The sequence below is a fragment of the Chromobacterium sp. CV08 genome, from assembly GCF_051129845.1.
In the GTDB taxonomy this organism is placed as follows: Bacteria; Pseudomonadota; Gammaproteobacteria; order Burkholderiales; family Chromobacteriaceae; genus Chromobacterium.
Genome location: NZ_CP150453.1, coordinates 3,267,279 through 3,286,954 on the forward strand (window position 1 = coordinate 3,267,279; position 19,676 = coordinate 3,286,954).

General features: G+C 64.0%; 13 protein-coding genes. 5 read left to right on the forward strand and 8 right to left on the reverse strand.

The window, feature by feature from the left end; all coding sequences use genetic code 11:
- Positions 1-290: 290 nt before the first annotated feature.
- On the reverse strand, positions 291-1,565 hold the full coding sequence (locus tag WNM05_RS15195) for a hypothetical protein (protein WP_434628288.1): 1,275 nt from the start codon (positions 1,563-1,565) through the stop codon (positions 291-293).
- Between the two features lie 585 nt (positions 1,566-2,150).
- On the opposite strand from WNM05_RS15195, the gene WNM05_RS15200 reads away from it, so the two are divergent.
- Genes WNM05_RS15200 through lysC form a run of 4 tightly spaced genes read left to right on the forward strand, consistent with a single transcriptional unit; the run spans position 2,151 to position 3,391 of the window.
- Positions 2,151-2,459 carry a phage holin family protein gene (locus WNM05_RS15200; protein ID WP_434628290.1) on the forward strand — a complete coding sequence of 103 codons (309 nt, stop codon included), beginning with the start codon at positions 2,151-2,153 and terminating at the stop codon, positions 2,457-2,459.
- Positions 2,459-2,848, forward strand: coding sequence for a M15 family metallopeptidase (locus WNM05_RS15205; protein WP_434628293.1), 390 nt, complete (start codon positions 2,459-2,461; stop codon positions 2,846-2,848). The genes WNM05_RS15200 and WNM05_RS15205 overlap by 1 nt, the downstream gene beginning before the upstream one ends.
- On the forward strand, positions 2,845-3,210 hold the full coding sequence (locus tag WNM05_RS15210) for a hypothetical protein (protein ID WP_434628296.1): 366 nt from the start codon (positions 2,845-2,847) through the stop codon (positions 3,208-3,210). Before WNM05_RS15205 ends, WNM05_RS15210 begins: the two co-directional genes overlap by 4 nt.
- Positions 3,182-3,391 (forward strand): Rz1-like lysis system protein LysC, encoded by a 210-nt coding sequence (gene lysC, locus WNM05_RS15215; protein ID WP_434628298.1) that lies wholly within the window; start codon positions 3,182-3,184, stop codon positions 3,389-3,391. The genes WNM05_RS15210 and lysC overlap by 29 nt, the downstream gene beginning before the upstream one ends.
- Positions 3,392-3,500: 109 nt before the next feature.
- Here the strand turns inward: lysC and WNM05_RS15220 are convergent, their stop codons facing one another.
- The 7 genes from WNM05_RS15220 to WNM05_RS15250 form a co-directional block, all read right to left on the reverse strand.
- Complete coding sequence (locus tag WNM05_RS15220) at positions 3,501-6,167, reverse strand: M12 family metallo-peptidase (protein WP_434628301.1); 2,667 nt, start codon at positions 6,165-6,167, stop codon at positions 3,501-3,503.
- A gap of 333 nt (positions 6,168-6,500) precedes the next feature.
- Positions 6,501-9,080 carry an autotransporter outer membrane beta-barrel domain-containing protein gene (locus WNM05_RS15225; RefSeq protein WP_434628303.1) on the reverse strand — a complete coding sequence of 860 codons (2,580 nt, stop codon included), beginning with the start codon at positions 9,078-9,080 and terminating at the stop codon, positions 6,501-6,503.
- A 138-nt stretch (positions 9,081-9,218) separates the two neighbouring features.
- Positions 9,219-10,817, reverse strand: a complete 1,599-nt coding sequence (locus WNM05_RS15230; protein WP_434628305.1) for a hypothetical protein — start codon at positions 10,815-10,817, stop codon at positions 9,219-9,221.
- A gap of 67 nt (positions 10,818-10,884) precedes the next feature.
- The gene (locus WNM05_RS15235) at positions 10,885-13,026 is read right to left on the reverse strand and encodes a hypothetical protein (RefSeq protein ID WP_434628308.1); all 2,142 of its coding nucleotides are present in this window, start codon (positions 13,024-13,026) and stop codon (positions 10,885-10,887) included.
- A 62-nt stretch (positions 13,027-13,088) separates the two neighbouring features.
- Positions 13,089-14,084, reverse strand: a complete 996-nt coding sequence (locus tag WNM05_RS15240; protein ID WP_434628310.1) for an Ig-like domain-containing protein — start codon at positions 14,082-14,084, stop codon at positions 13,089-13,091.
- A gap of 21 nt (positions 14,085-14,105) precedes the next feature.
- On the reverse strand, positions 14,106-16,691 hold the full coding sequence (locus WNM05_RS15245) for a hypothetical protein (protein ID WP_434628313.1): 2,586 nt from the start codon (positions 16,689-16,691) through the stop codon (positions 14,106-14,108).
- Positions 16,692-17,373: 682 nt separating this feature from the next.
- Positions 17,374-18,441, reverse strand: coding sequence for a hypothetical protein (locus WNM05_RS15250; protein WP_434628316.1), 1,068 nt, complete (start codon positions 18,439-18,441; stop codon positions 17,374-17,376).
- 563 nt (positions 18,442-19,004) lie between these two features.
- Here WNM05_RS15250 and WNM05_RS15255 point away from each other — a divergent pair.
- On the forward strand, positions 19,005-19,457 hold the full coding sequence (locus WNM05_RS15255) for a hypothetical protein (RefSeq protein WP_434628318.1): 453 nt from the start codon (positions 19,005-19,007) through the stop codon (positions 19,455-19,457).
- The last annotated feature ends 219 nt before the right edge of the window (positions 19,458-19,676 follow it).

The following is a 19,676-nucleotide window of genomic DNA, read 5'->3' on the forward strand; positions in this document are numbered from 1 at the left end:
TTGCCCAAGCCATCCGTCGCCTCCCCGGCACCCAGCGGAAAATAGCTCAAACGCAAAGGCAGTGCCGGGGTCAGTCCATGATTGCCTGACAGAATGCCGAAATCGAAACCAAAGGAAAAAAGACCTGTTCGCGGATCCACACCGCCATTGACAGCGCTCTCGAAATTAAATGCCTGGGAATACACCTCGGTATGATCAGCCATCATCCAATATCCTTGTCCTTGATCCCGGCGATCGTCGCGCCGGGAGTGTCCGCAAACAGGCCAACAATGCCACGGCCATGCCAGATGCTAAGCCAGCAGGCCTTTTATCAGACCAGGCTCAAAACTCAGCACGCCGCGATTGCCGAACACATCGGCGATCTCCAGCTTCACGTGATCGACGTAGTGATCGCCCCAGCCCTCCGGCTTGGTGTCGTCCATATCGAAATTCAGGTTCCAGACATAGATGGGGAAACCGTCAGGCTGTTGAGCATCGGTATGCTGGATATTCTGATTTCGCAGCTGGATGCGGTAGATATGGTTGAATGCCTCCAATGGCACAACCTGGGTCGCGGCCGATGAAAACCCGACCGGACGGCCGTTGGGCGCGACGAAAATGGCGTACACATCGGACTTGGCGCCGCCGGAGAAATAGAACGAAATGGCCTTGGACTCCAGTCTGATATCCCCGGCCGCATACTTGACGCTGGTGTCGACCGGAATCAGATCGATGCCGTTCGTCAGATTGTTCACGCTCTCCAGCGCAAAGCGGGAATTTCGCTGGAAAGGGACGCTCTTGATGTAGAACTTGGCGGAGCGTGATTTGGCTTCATAGGAGTTGTCATGAATATCCCCCACCCAGCCCTTCTGCTTGGACTTGATCTCGACCATGCCCTTGTCGTCCCAGCGCATGTCGGCCGCGCTGCTTGGAAATTGCCAGTTGGAACGCACGCTGTAGTCGATCGGCGGAATCGCCTCTATCGTCAACGTGCTTTTCAATGCGGCATTCGCTTTGCCGGAACTATCGAAAATCGTGCCGTTATGCGCGGAGTCGGGCTGCCACACCGCATAGATCTCTCGATTCCCCAACCCCCCATCGATATTTTTCGCCTGGAAATAGATATTCATCCAGAAAATGCCGGTGGCGGAATCATTACCCCATTCGAGATCGTCGGCGTAATAGCTTCCCTGCAGGTTGACGCCATCGGCGACAGCCGTCGGCTCGATGCCTGGCTCCACGGACTCGGCGGACTCGCCGCTCTCCTCCTGATAGAAAGTCCCGGCCGGCAGATCCCGACAGTATTTCGTCTTGCTCCGGTGCTGCACCAATGCGCTCTTGTAATCGACTCCCGGCTCCTTGTCATAGCCGAAGAAGGGGATGCGCATGCCCGTGCTCATATAGGCGAAAGTCAGGCCGCCAATCGACTCCGGGCGGAAATTGGTGATGGTCTTGCCGTTCCCGTCTAGCCCGCGCAATCGGACCGTGACGCAAAGCTGATGCCTATCGTTGGCAAAGATTGCCTTCTTGCTGGTGCTGGAATCGTCTTTGAACTTGATCTCCAGAAGATTCGCCGTCGTAGCCATTTCAACCTCCACTAGGTTTGCGGTTAAAAAACACAAAACCAATCCACTACGTGGCGAATTAAAATCCCCTGCCCATATATCTTCCCTAATCAAGACGCAATTAAGACTTGTCCGACCAATAAAATCGATGTAGTAAAATCAAGACAAGAACAATATGCCGCCAATCGATTCCACGCTTCTGGAATCCCCGGCGATACCTGGCCGAAACGGACAATGCCGACGTCTGCGGCAACCGATGCCTGATGTCTGACGGCCTGGCCGGCCAGGCCATGTCCCGACCGTCCTCCTCCCACGCCCCCTCCGCCGATCCCCCCGGTCGGACAACTCTGATTTGCGCCGAGCGGCGCCGCGTCCGGCGCGGCGCCGCGGCTAGCATGGCGCCCAGCTCAGAGGCTGCAAGCGGTACCCCCTTCTATCGTTTCTCAGCGCGAAACAGGCCGTCGACCATGACGACACTGACGCAAGGCCGTGCCGCTTGCCGAGCGCCGCGTCTGGCAAGCGCCATGCGCCGAACACCGGCCGGCGCCGACTCAACCGCCACGCAGATGGCATTTCACTTCGGCAAGCACCGAGGAAGGACACATCATGGCTTTCATCACGCCCAACAATGTACAAGTCGCCACCTGGGTGGTCATAGGCGGGTTTTCAGCCTGGGGCGGCCTCGTCCGCTACATCATCGAGGTGCAGGGAAAGAACAAGGCCTGGGACATCATCGGCCTGTTCAGCCAGATCGTCGTATCGGGCTTCACCGGGCTGCTGGGCGGGCTGCTCAGCTTCGAAAACGGCGGCAGCCACTATTTCACCCTCGCCATCGCCGGCCTGTTCGGCACCATGGGCAGCGCCGCCCTCGCCTATCTGTGGAACCGCTTCTTTTACACCAGGGAGGAAAAATGATGAAGGCATTTTCTTTCAGCGAACGCAGCCTGCGGCTGATGGATGGCGTGCACCCGGACTTGCTCAAGGTGGTGCGCCGGGCGATGGAAACGACATCCGGCGACTTCGTCGTCCTCGAAGGCGTGCGCAGCCCGGATCGACAGCGGCAGTTGTTCGAGAACGGCGCCAGCCGGACCTTGAACAGCCGGCATCTGACCGGCCATGCGATCGATCTGGCCCCGTGGGTTGATCAGCAGATCCCATGGCAGGACTGGTCGGCCTTCGCCGCGCTGGCGCAAACGATGAAGCACGCGGCGCGCGAGCTGGACGTTCCGCTCACCTGGGGCGGCGACTGGAAAAACCTGAAGGACGGCCCCCATTTCGAACTGCCGCGCGAATCCTATCCATGAGCTGGCTGCTGATACTGAAGAAGCTGTTCTGGCCTGCCGGTGTCGGGCTGGCGCTGCTGGCGGTCTGGTGGCTGCAGCACATGCAGGCCATGCAGGACGCCTTGCAAAAGGAGAATACGATGCTGGGCCAGCAGGTCCGGCAATACCAGGATCAATTGGAGAAACAACAGGCGCAATTCGCCAAGCTGTCGCAAACGCTCAACCGGAACGAAGTCGCCAAACGCATCGCCGAAGGAGAAAGCCATGCCATCGAAAAAAAACTGCGCTCGCTGCAGACTATGGACCACTGCGCTCGTCAGCCTGTCCCTGCTGCCATTATCAGCCTGCAGCGAGATGCGATTCGAAAAGGCGCCGCCGATTGAGGCCGTGCCGACGGCGCTGCTGCAACCGTCGGCCGCGCCGCCGTTCAATGTGTTGCACTGGGGCGACTATCCGATTTACGTCGAACAGTTGCATTTGGCGCTGAAGCGCTGCAATGCGGACAAGGCCGCCATCGCCGCCCTGCTCAATATCAAGACCAGGATGGGCCTCGGCGGCCAATAAAGCGCCGGGCGCCGGCGCCGCATCGTGGCACCGGCCGCCTTCAGACCGGCCCATCCGCTCCATCAGGCAAGGCCGCCCCGATGGACGACCTTGATGCCCCGGCCGGCGCCTACCTCACTTCGATCAACATCGATGCCGGCTCGGCATTGGCGACATGGATGGTGACCCGCGCGCGACCGGGACGGCTGACCGGACCCAGCATGACGCTCCCGATGCCGGCGCCCCACAGTCCGACCTCGGGCTCGAGCAGACGGATACCGGTCGGTCCGCCGTCCAGTTCCAGCGTCGCCCGCATGCCGGTCATTTCGCCGCCGAGCGGCTCGACGATGAAAAACAATGGTGGAATGCGCTCGCCGGCCGCGACCACCGTCGCCTCGGTGCTGCCTGGCCGTATCGACAGCCGGCGCGGCAAAACCGCCAGCGCGATCGACACCGACACCCTGCCTCCTCCCGGCAGCGATGCCTGGGCCATCAGGCGGGCCTGCCCGGCACCGTGCGCCGGGCCGGAAAACTCGACCACGGCGACGCCATCGCGGCCGGTGCTCACCCGCGGCCGGCTCAAGGTCAGCAAGGTCGCATCGTTCTCCTTCAAGGCCAGTTCGATGTCGACGCCGCCAAGGGCCGTGCCGAAGCGGAACAACTCCAGCGTGATCGTCCGCGGCGCATCGCCCTCGACCAGGCCTTCATTGGGATTGGCGCGCACCCGCAACACTGCCGGCTGGATCAGACCGTAGACTATGGTCCCTACGCTGGGCTGCTCGGAAGACGAAACCTTGACCACCAGCTCCCCTGCGATATTGCCGGCATGGACAGGCAGACTGGCCCGCCCGGCAAAGTCGGTCACCCCGCGCGACGCGGCCAGCCGGGTATCGTCCGGCGCGCTGATCAGCGCGAATTCCAGCCCGAAACGGGGCACTCTGCCGTAGAAATCCGTCACGAGCAGCTCCAGCTCGCCGTACAGGCCGGCGCCGAGCACGCCCTTCAGCCTGTCCACGTCGAAATCGACCGCTGCCGACGCCGGATCGATGGCGATCCGCGCCGGGTCGGGAATCACGCCGACCGCGTGATCCTGTTCGACGATGAAGTTCAACGGCCGGGAGGCGGAACCAGTCAGATGGCCATCCACCACCCAGGCATAGGTGGCGCGAGGCGGCACCTCCGGGCCGGGATGCCATACGACGGACACTTCGGAACCCGGCGTGAAAGACGGACCGGCCGGACTGGACGCGATGAGGCCGTCGGGTCGCTCCACCCCGACGCCCTTCAGAACCAGACCCCGCTCGGCGCCGGACACGAAAGACGCCGTCAGCGCGCGCGGCCGGTCCATCGTCAACGAGATCGCCCTCTCCCTCGGTCCCTCCTTGCCGTCCATGATCCAGCGCTCGAAGACGAAACCGGCCCGCGGCTGGCCGATGACGGAGACCACGGCGCCGCGCGGATACGGGCCAAGTCCACTGACGGCGACGCTGCCGCCGATTTCGGGCTGGCACGCCGTCATCAGCGCCACCGGCTCCCAGCGCGGAGCCTGGCTGCCCCGATAGCCGGCCACCACCCGGGTGCTGAGCCGGAACAGCCCCGCCGCGTCCGAGGCCCCCGGCTGTCCGAGCGGGACGCCGAGCGGATGTCCGTTCCAGGTTTTATCGGCGCAGGAAAAAGCCGGCACGCGCAGATGCCCCTGCTGTTCGTAGCCCATCACCGTCACGAACGGCGGATCGTCGGACACATAGCCGTGGGCGTAATCGTACGCAGGGCTCAGACCGCCCCGCTGCGGACTGGTCCGCCTGTCGTGCTTGCCGCCGAGCAGATGTCCCAGTTCATGGGCGAACACATAGCCATGGGTCGGATACATGCTGAACACCGCCACCTCGAGGTCGGACGAATCGTAGCGCGCCGGCTCCGGGATGCAGCTGGCCTGGCCGCTCACCTTGGCGAATGGATTGCCGCCGACCTCGGACTCGGCGGCCGCCAGCAGCACCACCAGATCGGCCGCGGCCTCGTCGCGCGCCGCCCGTACCGCCTCCCAGGCCGGCCCGCGCGTGAAACGCCATTGGTGCGTGGCCGAGTCCAGGCTGGACTCCACCACTTCGAACAACAGGCCGGTGACATCCTCCTTGCTCAGGCTCGCGCACTCCCGGACATCGACGATGTCGATCCGCGCGGCGATGCCGCTGTTGCGGAATATATCGTTGGTGGCCGCCTGCTCCTGGGCGATGAAGGCGCGCGCGGCGCCGGCATCGCCATTGAAACGGCGCTTGACGGTAGCGGGAGGATACAGCACCAGCACATCGATGACGGCGACCTCCCCGGCAGGCTGTTCCTGATCGTAAAAGCCCCCCGTCGCCGGCGTAGCCGGATGCAGGTCGTAGCGATCGGAATTGCCGCAGCCCGCCTGCCGATGAACGGCCTCCACCCGCACGCGGTTCCTGCCGGCCGGCTGCAGGCTGTATTGCCGGCCGTTGACCGACAGCAGGCCGGACAGCGCCACGCCCTGCGGGTCGCCCAGCCCGGTCACGCCCAGATAGGCGCGCACATCGGCCAGTGCCGCGCAGCTGCCGCGCCATGTCGCGCCGTCTCCGCCGAACGGTTCGACGTAATCGGTGCGAAGCATAGGCGCCACGCCCTGGCAAAGATTGAAAACCAGCGCCGGCGCCGCCGCGCTCTCGGCCCGCAAGGCGGCCTGCAACACTTCGACGTCGATGGTATGGATCCTGCCTCCGGGCGGCAGGGCCATCGCGTCCTCGCCATTGTCGGCGACAAATAATCGGAAACGGGTCATTGCGGATCTCCTCGATGGTCGCGGCCGGGAACAGCCGTCCCCGGTCCCGCATGACGGGCGACGGAACGGCCGCTGGCGCCCGGATGCCTGCGCCGGCATGCCATTCCGTCGAATAAGCGGGGAAATCGTAGTGGTCATCGCCGCCCGGCCCCGCCCGGACCGATCGCATTTCGGAGGTCTCCTAGCCGCCGGCCCGCCGCGCAAAAAAATCCGGCAGCATGCTGCCGGACCAAGGGAGCTCCACCAGAAGGAGCAGCTAGAGCCTGTGCGAAGGCTGTGCGCGGGCAAAACGGCCAGCCTCCCGATTGTCGGCCAGGGCCGTGAACCGGGTTCCTACCACTGATAACGCAGACCCGCGTCTATCATGAACGGCTGCTCCAGGCTGGGGCCGGTCGCATAGGAATAATCGAGATGCGCGCTCAAACTCTTTCCCAGCTGGCCGGACACGCCGGCGCCTATCTCCAGCCGCGAAGCGTTCAAGTCGGCGTCGAACCGACGCCCGTTGAGCAGGACATCGTTGTTCCTGACGAACTCGTGGCTCACCGCCAGACGCATATAAGGCTCAAGCGCGCCGCCTCCCGCCGTATGCAGCGTCTTGCCCAGGCTGGCGCCCAGGCTGCCCTGGATGGAGGCGACATGATTGGCCTCGGCGCGCAGGCCGTTGTCCAGCGCGACGGTGGCCCCGTTCATCCTGACGCCGGCCAGTTGCGCGTATGGCTGGATGAACCAGTCCCGCTGCAGGGCGATGCGCCGTCCCGCCTCCAGCGAGGCGCCGATGCCGTTCTGGTGGTAAGTTCCCGACGCGCGTACGCCGTTGCTCATCACCGCCTGGCCTTGGTCGTGGAACTGGTTCAGGCTGGCAAGGCCGTGCAGATAGAAGCCGCTTGGGGCCAACCAGACGCCGTACATGCCCACCGAGTAGGCGTCGACGCCGCCGCTGGCGCCGGCGCCGTTGTCCAGCGTGGCGCTGCTGTAATTGAACACGCCGCCGAGATAGGCCTTGCCGCCGCCGAGGGCGAAGCCCTTGTCCGCCCCCAGCGCGACGCCGTTCTGCTTCTGCGTGACCGTGCCGCCGGTCACGCCCTTGATGCGGAAATCGCTGGCATACGGCCTGGCCCAGACGCCGCCCAGGTCCCGCTCGAAGCGCAACTCGCCCAGGCGGGACTGCAGGGTGCGGACCTGTCCGTACCAGATGGTCGGCGTGGTGGAGACCAGGTTCAGCACCGAGGTAGCAGATGCGCTGTAATAGCCGCTCTGCAACGGCACCAGGTCCCAGTTGGCGCCGTTGCGCTGCAGATGGTAGCGATAGGCCCCAAGGTCGACCGCGCCGTTGGCCAGCGTGAAGCCTGCATTGCCCCCCTCCGTTTTCACCACTTGCAGGCGTTGCGGGTCGGCGGCCGACTCGCCGGTATCGGCCACCGTCAGCGTGTGGCTGCCGCTCGCCAGCCCGTTCACCACCACCTTGTCGCCGACATGGCCGGCCAGATGGGTGCTCAACAGGAAATTGCCATGGCCGGTCAGCGCCCGCGCGGTCAAGACATGGGGATGGCGGCCGCCGTTCAGACCGACCGTGCCGCCGTTCAGGGTCAACCGTTCGACATCGGAGGAATCGTCCATCGTCCATCGCCCGCCGTCATTGACGGTGATGCTGGACATGCCGTGCATGTCGCCGCGCCAGGCGCCATTGGCGCCCAAGGTGATATCGGCCCAGCCGCCGTTGTTCAGCGCCCGCCCGTTGATCGCGGTGTTCTCGACCGTGATCGAGGCGCGGCTGCCCGGCGCCGTCTGCAGCGCCACGCCGTTTCCGGCGCTGACCGTGGCGCCCTGGCGCAAGACGATGTCGGCCTGGACGTCCCGGTCGACGCGGATGGCCGCGCCGTGGTCGCCGATGATTTGCGTGCCGGCGAAGTCCAGATTGGCCGGCTGCGCCGGATCTTCAAGATAGCTCGGGTGCCGATTGACGACGAGGCCGTCGCGTTCCCCCCGGATGACGGAATCGCGCACCGACGCCGTAAGCGGCGCCTTGATGGCCTCGACCAGCATGCCGGCGCTGCGGGCGCCCCGGGCCTGTATCTGCGCATGCTTGGATACGTCGACCACCAGCGGCGCGCCGCCACTGGCATCGGCCACCACATACAGACCGGCGCTATCGACATCGCCATGCGAATCGGCGTGGATCCCCAGCGAGGTGATCTGTCCGCCGGACACCATCACCAGGCTGTTTCGCGACGCGGTCAAGCCCCGGCCGCCGCCGACCAGCGTGGCCCCGTTCAGCGACAGATACGACGTTCCGGCCGTCTCCGCCCCGCCCAGATAACCTTCCAGATAGGAGCCGTCGACAACGGCGGAGGCATGGTCGAGCAGAACCATGCCGTCCCCCCACGGCTCGACGGACTTGACGCGCGTGTTGGCGGTCGTCGTCACCGAGGCGTTGTCCTGCAGATGCAGCGCCTCGGCCCCCTCCCTCTTCGTGCTGTGTATCCAGATATTGTCCAGCCCCGCCACCGCATTCTGTCCCATCGCCAGACGATAGCTTTGCGCCTGCGGCCCGGGACCGTAGCCGAAGCGGCCGGCGGCGCTCTCCCTCATCTCGATCCCGCCCTGCAGCTGCGCGCCGCTGGCGACCGTGGAGAAACCGTCTCTCTGTCGCAAGGAGATGCCCAGCTCATCGGTCCCCAGCACGGTTCCGGGCACGATCGTCGCCGTTCCCCCGTCGATCTCCACGCCGCCTTGCGAGTGGTCTCCGCTGATAAGTCCATGCTGTCCGGCCCGCAACGGGAGCACGGTGTAGGGAAAGGTGGCGCCGACGGCGCCGGCGCTGCACAGTCCGGCCGCGAGGCCGCCCCACAAGGCCGACACCAGCACGCTGCTCAGCTTGGGCCGGAACGACCCGGTCATGGTAAAAATAGACATTAGAATACTTCCTCCACTATTACAGACGCGAAATGTCGGCCCAATTGCCGCAGCCACGTCCCAAATCCGCGCATGCCGCAATCGGCCGGCGCCCGCTTCCGCTGTCGGAAGCTTGGAATCCGGCGCGCCCTTCCCTCGTCACAGCTCATAGCTGATGCGGCCATGCGCAAAATCGACAGCCACGGCGGACACCTCCTTGCCCGCCAGCGCTTTGTATTGCTCGACATACCCCTGCGCCAGTTTTTTGGCCCCGTCGTCGCCCAGCAAATAGAAGAAGGCCTCGATTTCCGGCACCGCGGCGGCGGCGCCCCACGGTTTCAGCATCAACTCGTTCCAGTCCATCCGGCCGAACATCGAATGGTTGTATGCGGTCGCGATGATCGCCGCATAAAACTGGGTCGGATCCTGGATGCTGAACGAGCACTGGGCGGCGACGTCGCTGCCGTATCTGGCGTGAAAGCGGTCCGCCATCTCATGGCTGGATAATTTGGGAGCGGCGATGCCGGCCGCGTGGCACGAACTGTAATCGCCATGCTGGGAGCGGTATGGCGCGAGGCTGGGAATGTCGCAGTAGTAATGTTCGGCGACGCGGCCGTGCGAACTGACGCTGTCGGCATCCATCGGGTACAGGCAGGCCATTTTTTCGGCCAGCGCCGGCAGCGGCTTCAATATGATGCCCTGGCGCTTGAACAGGTTCTGGCTGCCGGCGTCCTTGCGCAGATAGGAAAACGACGCGACCGGATTGCCGGCCGGCACCGTGAACGGGAAATTGGCGGTCGCGCGCATGATCAGACCGGAACACTGCCAGGCCGCCGCCCCTCCCGGACAATGGGCCGAAACATCGTCGAAGCGGCGCTGCAAGCGGGCGGCAAGCCGCTCTCCCCGCGAACCGCTGCGATTGCCTTCGGGGTTGTCCTGCGCATGGAAGACGAAGGCCTCCGACGGCGGCGCGCTCCTGTCGAACTCCAGCACCGGCAGCAAACGCCCGGTTTCGGCCGCGAAGTCGTCTCGATCGTCGATGGCCGGCGCCTTGCCCGCCGCGCCGGAATAAACAAAGGCCTCCGCCGGCAGTTTGGCCGCCGCCGGCCAGCCGCGGAACCACAGCTGGGGCGCGCGCTGCTCGGCGCCGTGACGGTTGATGTCAAGCGCGTCGCGGAAACGGCCGGCCACCAGCGCGCTCATCGAGCACGGTTGCTGTTGAGGATCCTCGTCCTTGTAGCACGTCAGCCATTGTTCGCGGTCATGCACGCCCAGCGCGTTGCAGGAACTGGAATCGGTGCCGGCGCTTTGCGTCGGCATCGCGGCCAGCGCGCCGCAGCCGTAATCGTTGCGCGCCTTGTCCACGTCTACCGCGTAAGGCCAGACGCAGGCGCTGAACAGGCCCGACTCTTCGCCGGCCCCCCTCTGGCTGGACAAGACCACGCCGTAGGAAACACCGGACAGATGCAGATCGCGGCGCAGATACAGCACGCCGACGCCGCGCATCCGCGACTCCTGCGCGCCGGCCCGCCAGCTTGGCAGGCCGGCGGCGGCCGGCTTGAACAGCACGCCGGCGCAGCCGGCCGCGGCATACTCGCCGCCGTCGCAGCTGTCGGCCGCATGGTCGTAGCGCCGGTTCAACTCCATGGCGGCTTTCGGCCCGATGTCGCGCAACAGCGGCGCGGCGGTGGCGGGCAACGCGCCCAGACCGACGATGGCGATCAACGCGCCGCGGCGCAGCTTAGCAAATGGCCTCATGACATCGCTCCAGATCACACGGTGGACGAGGTCCGGCCGGCGGCGGCCTCCGCCGCCGGCCGCCTCGCTAGTTCGTGACGGTAAAGGATTGGTTCGCCCGGACCTCGTCGGTGAAATTACCCCTCAGGTCCACCGCCGCCTGGAACTCCAGCGTGATGGACCCCAGCCCCTTGGGAATCACCATCTCCTCCGGCGCCAGATGCGCCTCGCCGTGCTCGTCGGTCGTAAGCCGCCTCTCCCGCGTACCGTTTGGCCGGCTGTTGTCCGGGAAGTGAACGCCGTGTTTGAACGACTCATCCGCGATCAGCACCCGGATCGGCCACTTGGGAACCGTCACCGAGTTGGAATCCGGCTTGTCGAGCTCCTTGAATCCGCGAACGGTGAAGGAAATGGCGCTCAGCTGCGATGCCAGATGCACGTTATGGAGGCTGCCGCTGAAATTGCAGCGTATAGACTTGGGCACCGCCACCACCTCGATATTCAGCGTGCCCTCGGCGTCGTCGCTCTTGACCTTGAGCGTGAACATGCCTGCGGTCTTGCCGGCGGTGATATCGGGCAAATGCGCGCCGCTGTTCACCGGACGCGTCGTCTCGGGGTGCTCGGCGGTGCCGAAGTAGGCTCCCGCGTCTATCGTGGCGTGGACCTGCCGGCCATCGTCCGGATCGGTCCTCACCGTGACGTTCTCGGATGAGCCGATGGAATCGCCCTGCAGCACCCGCAGCGGTCCGGCCGGCTCGAACTTGATGCTGGCGGTGGGCACGTGGATGCTGCCGGTGAACACCACCTTGTCCTCCAGGCCGCGACCGCCTGCGATCAGTTGCAGCGGGACGGATTTCGTGCCGGCGGTCAGATCGGTCAGCATATAACCGCCGATCGGAATGGCGGCGGCGCGGTGCAGGCCGTCGCCGCCCAGATGTCCGCCGGAATCGGCCGGCTCCACCCGCAGCTGGACGCCGGCCGCGACCGGCGCATTGCCCTCTTGCGTCGACTTGGCCTGCAACTTGATGCCGCCCGGCGAGGCGAATACGCCTTCCGGCTTGGTCGTGCCGGTCTCCGGCGTCGCGGAAATGGTGTAGTGGGCCTTGCCGTCCGGCCCGATGGGGCCGAGCGGCCCGCCGTCCATCGCCACCTGCATCACCCGGCCGTTGTCTCCGATATCGGCCACCAGAATCGTGTCGTCCCGCGCATTCCAGACCAGCGCCCCCGGGCACGGTTCGGCGGCCCCCTTGCTCAGGCTGAAGGCGGCGGCGATATCGCCCCTCGGCGTCAGCGCGTACAGCAGGCCCTGGTCCTGGCTGTTGCCGGCCCACAGATATCCGCCGCCGTCGACGGCCAGGTGCAGGATGGACATGGACTGCCCCACGGTGGCAAACGGCTGCGGCATGCGCGCGGGCGCCGTGATGTCCACCACGCGGACCGTACCGCGCATGTCCCCGGCATACAGGGTCTTGCCCCGCATCGCCAGCGACTGCGCATACGGAAACGCCGTCGACACGCAGTCCCCCTGCTTCACACCGATCTTCGCCGGCACGCTGATCAGCCGGGTCGCCGCGCCGGTCGGCATGCCGATCGGCGCCTGATAATCGATCAACAGCAACCACAGCACCGGATTGGCGCCCTGCTGCAGTACCGGCGCGGTCAACGCGACCACCTTGTCCTGATTCAGCTGAAGCTGGACCAGCGGCGCGGCGTTCCGCTCCGCCGCGGCGTCGAAGGCGTACAGCGTGCCCCGGTTATGGTCGGTGACCCAGATCAGGTCCTTGTCGCCGGTGGCGGCCGACTTTGCTTGGAACGCCAAGCCCCCGAACTGGATAGGGGAACCGCCCTGTACATGGCCGTTGGCGCTCTGGTAGAAGATCTCGGCCTGCCCCTTGCCCTCGGCCAGCTTGCCGGGATCGATGCGGTAGACGATGCCGTAATAGCTTTCGGCGACCCAGAGCTTGCCGCCGGCGTCGGCGCAGATGGCCTGCGGCCATGGCGCCGGATTGTTGTTGCCCGGCTCGGGGACATAAGACGGGTAGGGCAGCAGCACCGTGTTCTTGGTGCCGCTGGCCTCCACCTGGTATACCTCGCCGGGCAAGCCCTGCTTTTGCCCCTCCCGGCCGACCCAGACCGAACCGTCCGGCATCGAACATAGCGAGGCCAGCGAGGCCGTGGCGACAGGCAGCTTCCAATCGGTCTGTTTGGCGGGAACAGGTACAATGGCCATGATGAATCCTTTGCAGATGAATCAAGGGGGAAAACGCCCGATGTCTCCAGCAGCCCCCTCCGCTAGTTGGCGACAACGACCAGATGCACGGTGGCGACCAGCGGGACGCCGCCCAGCTCCACCTGGAATTCGATGCTGCAAGCGCCGAGCTCGGCGTCACGGCTGGCCCGGACCTGCGTCACCGGCTGCAAAATCCCGGCCGTGTCGCTGAACCGTTCCGGTTCGGGCGGCGACAAGGACAGACAGGCCCCTTTCGCCCGCGCCTGGCCGCTTGCAAACGCCCAGCCCTGCATGCTGTTCCGGGTCCGCAACTGGGCATAGCAGGTCGCCGTGCCGCCGCGGACGATGCTGGCCGTCTGCGGCCACGCCACCAGTTCCAGGCTGGCCGGCGGAGGCGCCAGTTCCAGCTCGAAGACCACCGCCGCGGCCAGCCCGCACACCGCCGTCACCGAGACATGCCCCGGCGTCCTGCCCGCCAGCAAAGGGGCCACGACCAGACCGTCGCCGTTCGCCGGCGACACGGCGCCCAGCGTGGTGCCGGTGCCGGGGGACACCGAGAACCGCACCCTCGCGCCGGGCACCGGACGGCCGCCGCTGTCCAGCGCCTTCACCTGCAAGGCGTCGAAGGCGCCGCCGCCCGTCGTCAGCAGTTGCCGGTCGCCTTTCACCTTGAGCAGCCGGACCACCCGCCGCGCCAGCTCGCCGTCCTTCGGCTGCAAGGGCAGCGAAATCAGTTCGTTGCCGTTGCGGCCGCCGTCGATGACGATGTTCAGGCGGACCGGATCCCGGCTGCTGCCCGCCACGATCCGCACCGCGGCATAGCCGTAATCGTCGGTATCCACCCCTTGCGTCGGTCCCGCGCCGTCGACGGGACCGTCGGCGCGGGCCAGGCTGGGCGACACGCCCCTCTGATAACCCGGGATGTAAAACCCGACCCGGTGCCGGGGCACGCCCGCCCCCGTCGTCAGATTCGATACCCTGACCTGCAGCAGAGAAGGGGCGTCGGCGTCGAACTCGTAGATGTCCCCGCCGCCAACCACGGAAAGACTGTTGGCCATGTCTCGCCTCTTTACTTCGATTCAGGAAACAGCGATGGTGTAGGTCTTGCTCTCGGTGACCACCGGCGCGCCGTGCGTCACCACGGAGGCCTTGACGGTGAAGCTGCCGATGTTCGCGCCGAGGAGAATCTCCGGCAGCAAGGCTCGTCCATGCACATCGATGGCCGCCTTGGCCTTCAGCGACGTCGACGAGCCGTCGCCTGAGGAAAAGACGCTGCCGGTATTGGTATCCTGCAGCTCGAACTCCACCGTCCCCCCATGCAGCTGCTGGCGCTGATGCTGATCGGAATAGACGGTGACGTAATCGATCTTGAAGGCCTGGCCGGGCGGCAGATGCTGGTACCGGTCGATGCTGAATGCCAGCGCTTGCGCCGGCAGCGGCTGCTCGACGCGGAAGTAGAAGCTGCCGACTATGCCTTTCCTGCCGGCCAGAATGACATCGACCCGGAAAGAGCCGACCTTGTCGCCGGTCCGGATGTCGGGCAGCAAGGCCTGGCCTGTCGTGCCCCGGGTTCTGACATTGCGGCGGCTCTGCTCCGTGGCACCGCCGGCCGCGTCGAAATCGGCCACCCCTTCCACATCCCGGATCAGATGGAACTCCACCAGGGTCCCCGGTCGCGCGCCCTCCACCTTCACATAGCAGCCGCTCTGCGAGACCAATGCGTTCCAGTCGACGATCAGCGGCGCGTTCTTGCTGGTTCCGCCGATCGATATCAGCTTGGCCGATGCCGCGCTGCCGACGATCTTGACGTTCAACAAGCAGGGCTGGGCGCCGTCGGCGCTGAACTGGATGTGCAGCACCGCGTCCGGCGCCTCGTCGCCCACCTGCAGCGCCTGAAGCACGGCCTCGCCTTTGCTGTCCACGTTCAAATGGCCGCTCAGCAACTGCAGGTCGCCCTGCCGGACCCGCAGCGTGCTGCCCTTCTCCTGCACCGAGAAGGCGATGGTCTTCGGCCTGTCAGCCGGCTGAGGATCGAAGAACACATTGACCGGCTGCCTGTCCTCCAGGCTGTCGGGCAGCAACTCCACCGTATCCGGCGAGAGGCTGAGCCGCGTCTCGCTGGCGCCGGCCTGCGCGGTCAGGGCGACCGTCAACGGCGCGGCGAGCGTCGCGGGGTCGGTTTCGAACACCAAGCTGGAAGTGCCGATGGCCTTCGGCGTCACCAGAAATTCCGCCACGCCGCCGCTGGCCGACGCCACCTTGTCGCCAAGCTCGACTTTGGCGATATCGTGGTTTGGATCCACCCGGGCCGTCATTTTCACCACAGCGGTGGCCAACTCCTTGCTCGCGGCATCCCGCACGCGAATCTGCACCACGTCCTGCCGGTTCAGCACCAGCTTCCCGTTGCCGGGCCTCTGCAACTCCAGCAGGTATCGGCGGCTGACAACCGCCCTCACCTCGACATGCAGCGGAAGGCTCGCGCCCGAATCGGCATGGCTGACGGTAATCGTCGCCGTGCCCGTCCGCGCCGCGACCAGCGACAAGGACGCCAGCCCGTCGTCCCCGGTATGGACCTCGGACGGCACTTGCTGGAACGGCGCGGGATTGTCGGCCCTCACCTGCAGGGCCTGGCGGCCGGAAGCCTGCCCCTTGTATTGCAGCGACAGCGTGAATCGAACCGTGCGGCCGACTTCGACCACCTCGCGGGACTTGCCCTCCGATCCCGCCGACAGCGTCAACTTCCAGTCGCCGCTCGCGCTGCCGCCGCTGATCGTGATCGGAAACACTTTGGAGAAGGTCCCGACCCGCACCCGAAGCGAATGCTCGCCGCCCCTGCCGCGCAGCACCACCGTCTCGGACGGCAGCACCACCTGCCCGTCCTTGATGACGGCGCGCCAGGACTCCCCCGTCCTCTCCCCAGCGAAATGGATCTCGTCGCCGATCAACTCGAAGACCGCCGTCTGCCCTTCCAGCGCGCCCCCACCGGCATGCAGGACGCGGAACACCCAGTCGACGGAAGACATCGACAGCTTGGTCTGGCTGTCGTATACGAGCTGCAGTGGTTTGGTCTGCTGCAGGATATCAGTCGCCGACAAGGCTATCGGCACCTCCGCCGAAACCGCCGAAATGATCGCCCCGCGCTTTATCGTCGAAGACTCCCCGACGAAGGAGACATAATATTCCCCCGCCGTGCCCGGAGTCAGGCTTAAGGTATTTTTCTTCCAGCCCGCGCTGCTCGTGAATCTTTTTTCCACGCCGTCAGCGGACAGCGCGCCTTCAAACTTGGTATCGATACGAACGGAGTAAGATTCCGCGGTGGTATTGTTATTATAATGATCCAGTATGTCATACCAGGTGACCACGCATTCCTGGCCAACGCTCAACGTCCCCAAAGAATGATAAATCTGCCCCGGAATCGTTTCGACGCATAACCTGACACCGCCTCGCACGGCGGTCCCATCGGGGAAGGTCTTGCCTTCGCTCGCGAATCCCGGATTCTGGTTATTGCAGACAAAAACTCCATTCCCAATCCGGCCAACCGTCCAACCGTCGACGACATCGTTTGGATGAACCTGGGACTGGAATTTATTCTCCGCGGTAAAAGAAAAAACATTATTGGTAAAACCATTCAAACTGGCATTGGCCAGTATATTTCGCTTCGCCATCTCATCCCCTATCCGCGGCAATTCGCCACAGCGACAAACCCATCTCGAACTTTGCCCATCCGACGCGTCGATATCGAACATTCCGCGCGTTTTCATGCAGGCCGGGCCGCGCCACTCCATTCGGCAAACCGCTGCAAGATGGGAAGAGTTTCACACCGGAGGGGAGACCTGGCCGTTTGGGCGATTTAAAATAAGAGCAATCCGAGAATGAATCGATCGCAAACGACTTAGGGTGGCTAACAAAAATCAGTTTCACGGCTGAGGCAAGGCGCGCTGGCGCAGGCAGCACTTGAGTACGACAAATCGGCGCAACGCCGCATCAGGAATTTTTTAGCCGCTCTTAATGCGATGGCGATGACCTAAATGGGCATCGATGATATGGAAACGGCTGCCAGGAAATTACTGCGGCATTTGCCAGCCGATCGAAACGCCGACAATGGCAAAACCCGACGCCAGCCCGGCGCGGCATGGGCACCGCCCGGCTCGCTTGACGACGTCGGCAGCCGCCAGCTCATGCCTGTCGGTCAACAGACGCTCCGGCCCGGACGGCGTCGGAAAACGGCGATGGCCGGACTCGCTCCGGCTCAGCGGCGGCGCGCGATGCGCGCTGCCGCCTTGGAGATGAAACGGCCTGGGCCTCCGCCGAGGCGGATTCCGGCAAACCGGCCGTCCACGCAGACCGTCAACTGGCCGCCGCAGGCATCCGCCTGGCCGATGTCGCGCCGCCGGCGATCTTGACGTTCAGCACGCAAGCCCGCGCGCCTTCGGCGCTGAACTGGATGCGCAATATCGTACCCGGCGTCTCCGCTCCCACCTGCAGGCCACGCAGCACCGTCTCGCCATCGGCGCCCACGTTCAAATGGCCGCTCAGCAACTGCAGCTCCCCCTGCCGCACCCGCAGCGTGCTGACCTTGTCCAGCACCGTGAAGGCGATGGTCTTCGGCCTGTCCGCCGGCGGTGGATCGAAAAACACATGGATAGGCTGCTTGTCCTCCAGGCTGTCTGGCGGCAAGGTCACCTCCTCCGGCGAAATGCGTAGCTGAGTCTGACGGGTACCGGTCTGCGCGGTCAGGGCAACCGTCAACGGCGCCGCCAGCGTCGCAGGATCCGTCTCGAACACCACGCTGGAAGTGCCGACCGCTTTCGGCATTGCCAGGAATTCCGCCACGCCGTCGCGGGTCTCGGCCGTCTTGGCGTCGAACTCGATTCTGGCGGTGTCGCGTTCCGCATCGATCCGTGCCATCACCTTGACCGCCACGGTAGCCGGCGTCCGGCCCGCGGCATCCTGCACGCCGATCCGTATCGCGTCCTGCCGATTCAGAATCAGTTTTCCGTCGGCGGGCTTCTGCAACTCCAGCCGGTACTTTCGGCTGTCGGCCGCCAATACCTCGATATGCAATGGGAAGCTCGCGCCTGAACCGACATGCGTGACGATGATCGTCGCCTTGCCCGGCGCAACCGCGACCAACGGCAGCTGGGCCAAGCCGTTGCTCAGCACTTCGATCTCGGCCGGCACTTTTTCGAACGGCACGGCATTGTCGGCCTTCACCTGCAGCATCTGCCGGCGGGAAGCCTGTCCCTTGTATGCCAGCGAGAAAACGAACAGGAATGAGCCGCCAACCTCCATCACCATGCCATCCCGGCCATGCGACAACATCAACTTCCAGTCGTCGCTCGCCAATGCGCCGCTTATCGCAAATTGATTGAAATCATCCAGACCGGCTCCAGCCAGCAAGTTGCGTCCATTCATTCCACTCTCCCCTTCCTGCGATTTCCCATAGCGCCCCGTCCATCCCACACATCGCACACGCCACGCGCCTACCACGCCATGCCATCTGCTCGCCGTCGCCTGATTGACAAACCGTGTGAGATGGGCAGAATTTTTCATCGCCGCCATCGCCCAACTATTCTGGAAATTTTAAAATAAGAGCAGTCTGAATCGAACATAATCGCCAAGCATCAAAAACCACAATGCAAGCAGGACAACAATACAGAAGCCGGGGCCCGGCATCGCAAGCAGAGACACCTTCCCGCCATTGATCGAAAACCCGACATTAAGACCCGCTAACAAAACCCCTGATCCTGCGTTGCGCCTCCTTGTCGTACTACTTGTACTGCCTGCGTCGGTGCGCCTTGGCTCAGGTACGCTACGCGGTTTTGTTAGCGGCTCTAAATATCAGCCAGACAATTAGGACTGGTCCGAATATTCCCAATCAAAACCCATCACAACCTCGATCTGCCTAATCTTGCGCACGGGATACCCATGCCCGAAATCAATCAATCTTAAATTTAAAATCAAAAGGAATTGAAGATATGAAAAAAATCTTCTATGCCACCGCCTTCCTCGTCGCATGCAGTCAATATGCTGCAGCGCAGAACGAAGACAAATCCAAACTATTGCTGGATCAGTGCTATTACACTTACAGCGATGGCAAAATCGTTGAATCCAAGTGCACGACAGAGCCTCTCGCTGTCGAAGCCGTCAATCAAGTAAAATCTTCCTTGTCATACAACGCCGCCGCAGGCTCGCCCATGACAACATCCAATCCGCAAGCCATTTCCTTGGAGGTCATGCGCTGGACGCTTTCCGGGCAGCCGCATTGCCACGTGCTGAACACAGCGATCAATCGGCAGGCTTTGTTGAGATTCATCAGGAGTTCGACGTCGTTGGCGTCGGTAGCAAAGACTGTCGGCGACAGCAGTATACGTTTAAACGCTCAAGGAGACACTTGCGATATGGTTTTTCTAAACTATAAACCAAGCTAAAAAGCGCCCATTTCAGTAGGACCGGATAAGGAACCGTCAATACCCGACATTTTAGCCCGTGCGTGCAAAATCGCTGGCAAGCTCTTACGAATCCGATACGATGTCTTATTGACGGTTTTTCTCAAACCCTAAAAGCGGCTAACAAAAATCAGTTTCACGGCTGAGGCAAGGCGCGCCGACGCAGGCAGTACGGAGAGTAGGACAAGGAGGCGCAACGCA

What these genes read in the sequence shown, in the direction of transcription:
- WNM05_RS15205 (WP_434628293.1), top strand. Translation starts at nt 2,459, where the DNA reads ATGAAGGCATTTTCTTTCAGCGAACGCAGCCTGCGGCTGATGGATGGC.
- WNM05_RS15230 (WP_434628305.1), bottom strand. Translation starts at nt 10,817, where the DNA reads ATGAGGCCATTTGCTAAGCTGCGCCGCGGCGCGTTGATCGCCATCGTC.
- WNM05_RS15255 (WP_434628318.1), top strand. Translation starts at nt 19,005, where the DNA reads ATGAAAAAAATCTTCTATGCCACCGCCTTCCTCGTCGCATGCAGTCAA.
- WNM05_RS15240 (WP_434628310.1), bottom strand. Translation starts at nt 14,084, where the DNA reads ATGGCCAACAGTCTTTCCGTGGTTGGCGGCGGGGACATCTACGAGTTC.
- lysC (WP_434628298.1), top strand. Translation starts at nt 3,182, where the DNA reads ATGCGATTCGAAAAGGCGCCGCCGATTGAGGCCGTGCCGACGGCGCTG.
- WNM05_RS15225 (WP_434628303.1), bottom strand. Translation starts at nt 9,080, where the DNA reads ATGTCTATTTTTACCATGACCGGGTCGTTCCGGCCCAAGCTGAGCAGC.
- WNM05_RS15250 (WP_434628316.1), bottom strand. Translation starts at nt 18,441, where the DNA reads ATGAATGGACGCAACTTGCTGGCTGGAGCCGGTCTGGATGATTTCAAT.
- WNM05_RS15235 (WP_434628308.1), bottom strand. Translation starts at nt 13,026, where the DNA reads ATGGCCATTGTACCTGTTCCCGCCAAACAGACCGATTGGAAGCTGCCT.
- WNM05_RS15210 (WP_434628296.1), top strand. Translation starts at nt 2,845, where the DNA reads ATGAGCTGGCTGCTGATACTGAAGAAGCTGTTCTGGCCTGCCGGTGTC.
- WNM05_RS15220 (WP_434628301.1), bottom strand. Translation starts at nt 6,167, where the DNA reads ATGACCCGTTTCCGATTATTTGTCGCCGACAATGGCGAGGACGCGATG.
- WNM05_RS15200 (WP_434628290.1), top strand. Translation starts at nt 2,151, where the DNA reads ATGGCTTTCATCACGCCCAACAATGTACAAGTCGCCACCTGGGTGGTC.
- WNM05_RS15195 (WP_434628288.1), bottom strand. Translation starts at nt 1,565, where the DNA reads ATGGCTACGACGGCGAATCTTCTGGAGATCAAGTTCAAAGACGATTCC.
- WNM05_RS15245 (WP_434628313.1), bottom strand. Translation starts at nt 16,691, where the DNA reads ATGGCGAAGCGAAATATACTGGCCAATGCCAGTTTGAATGGTTTTACC.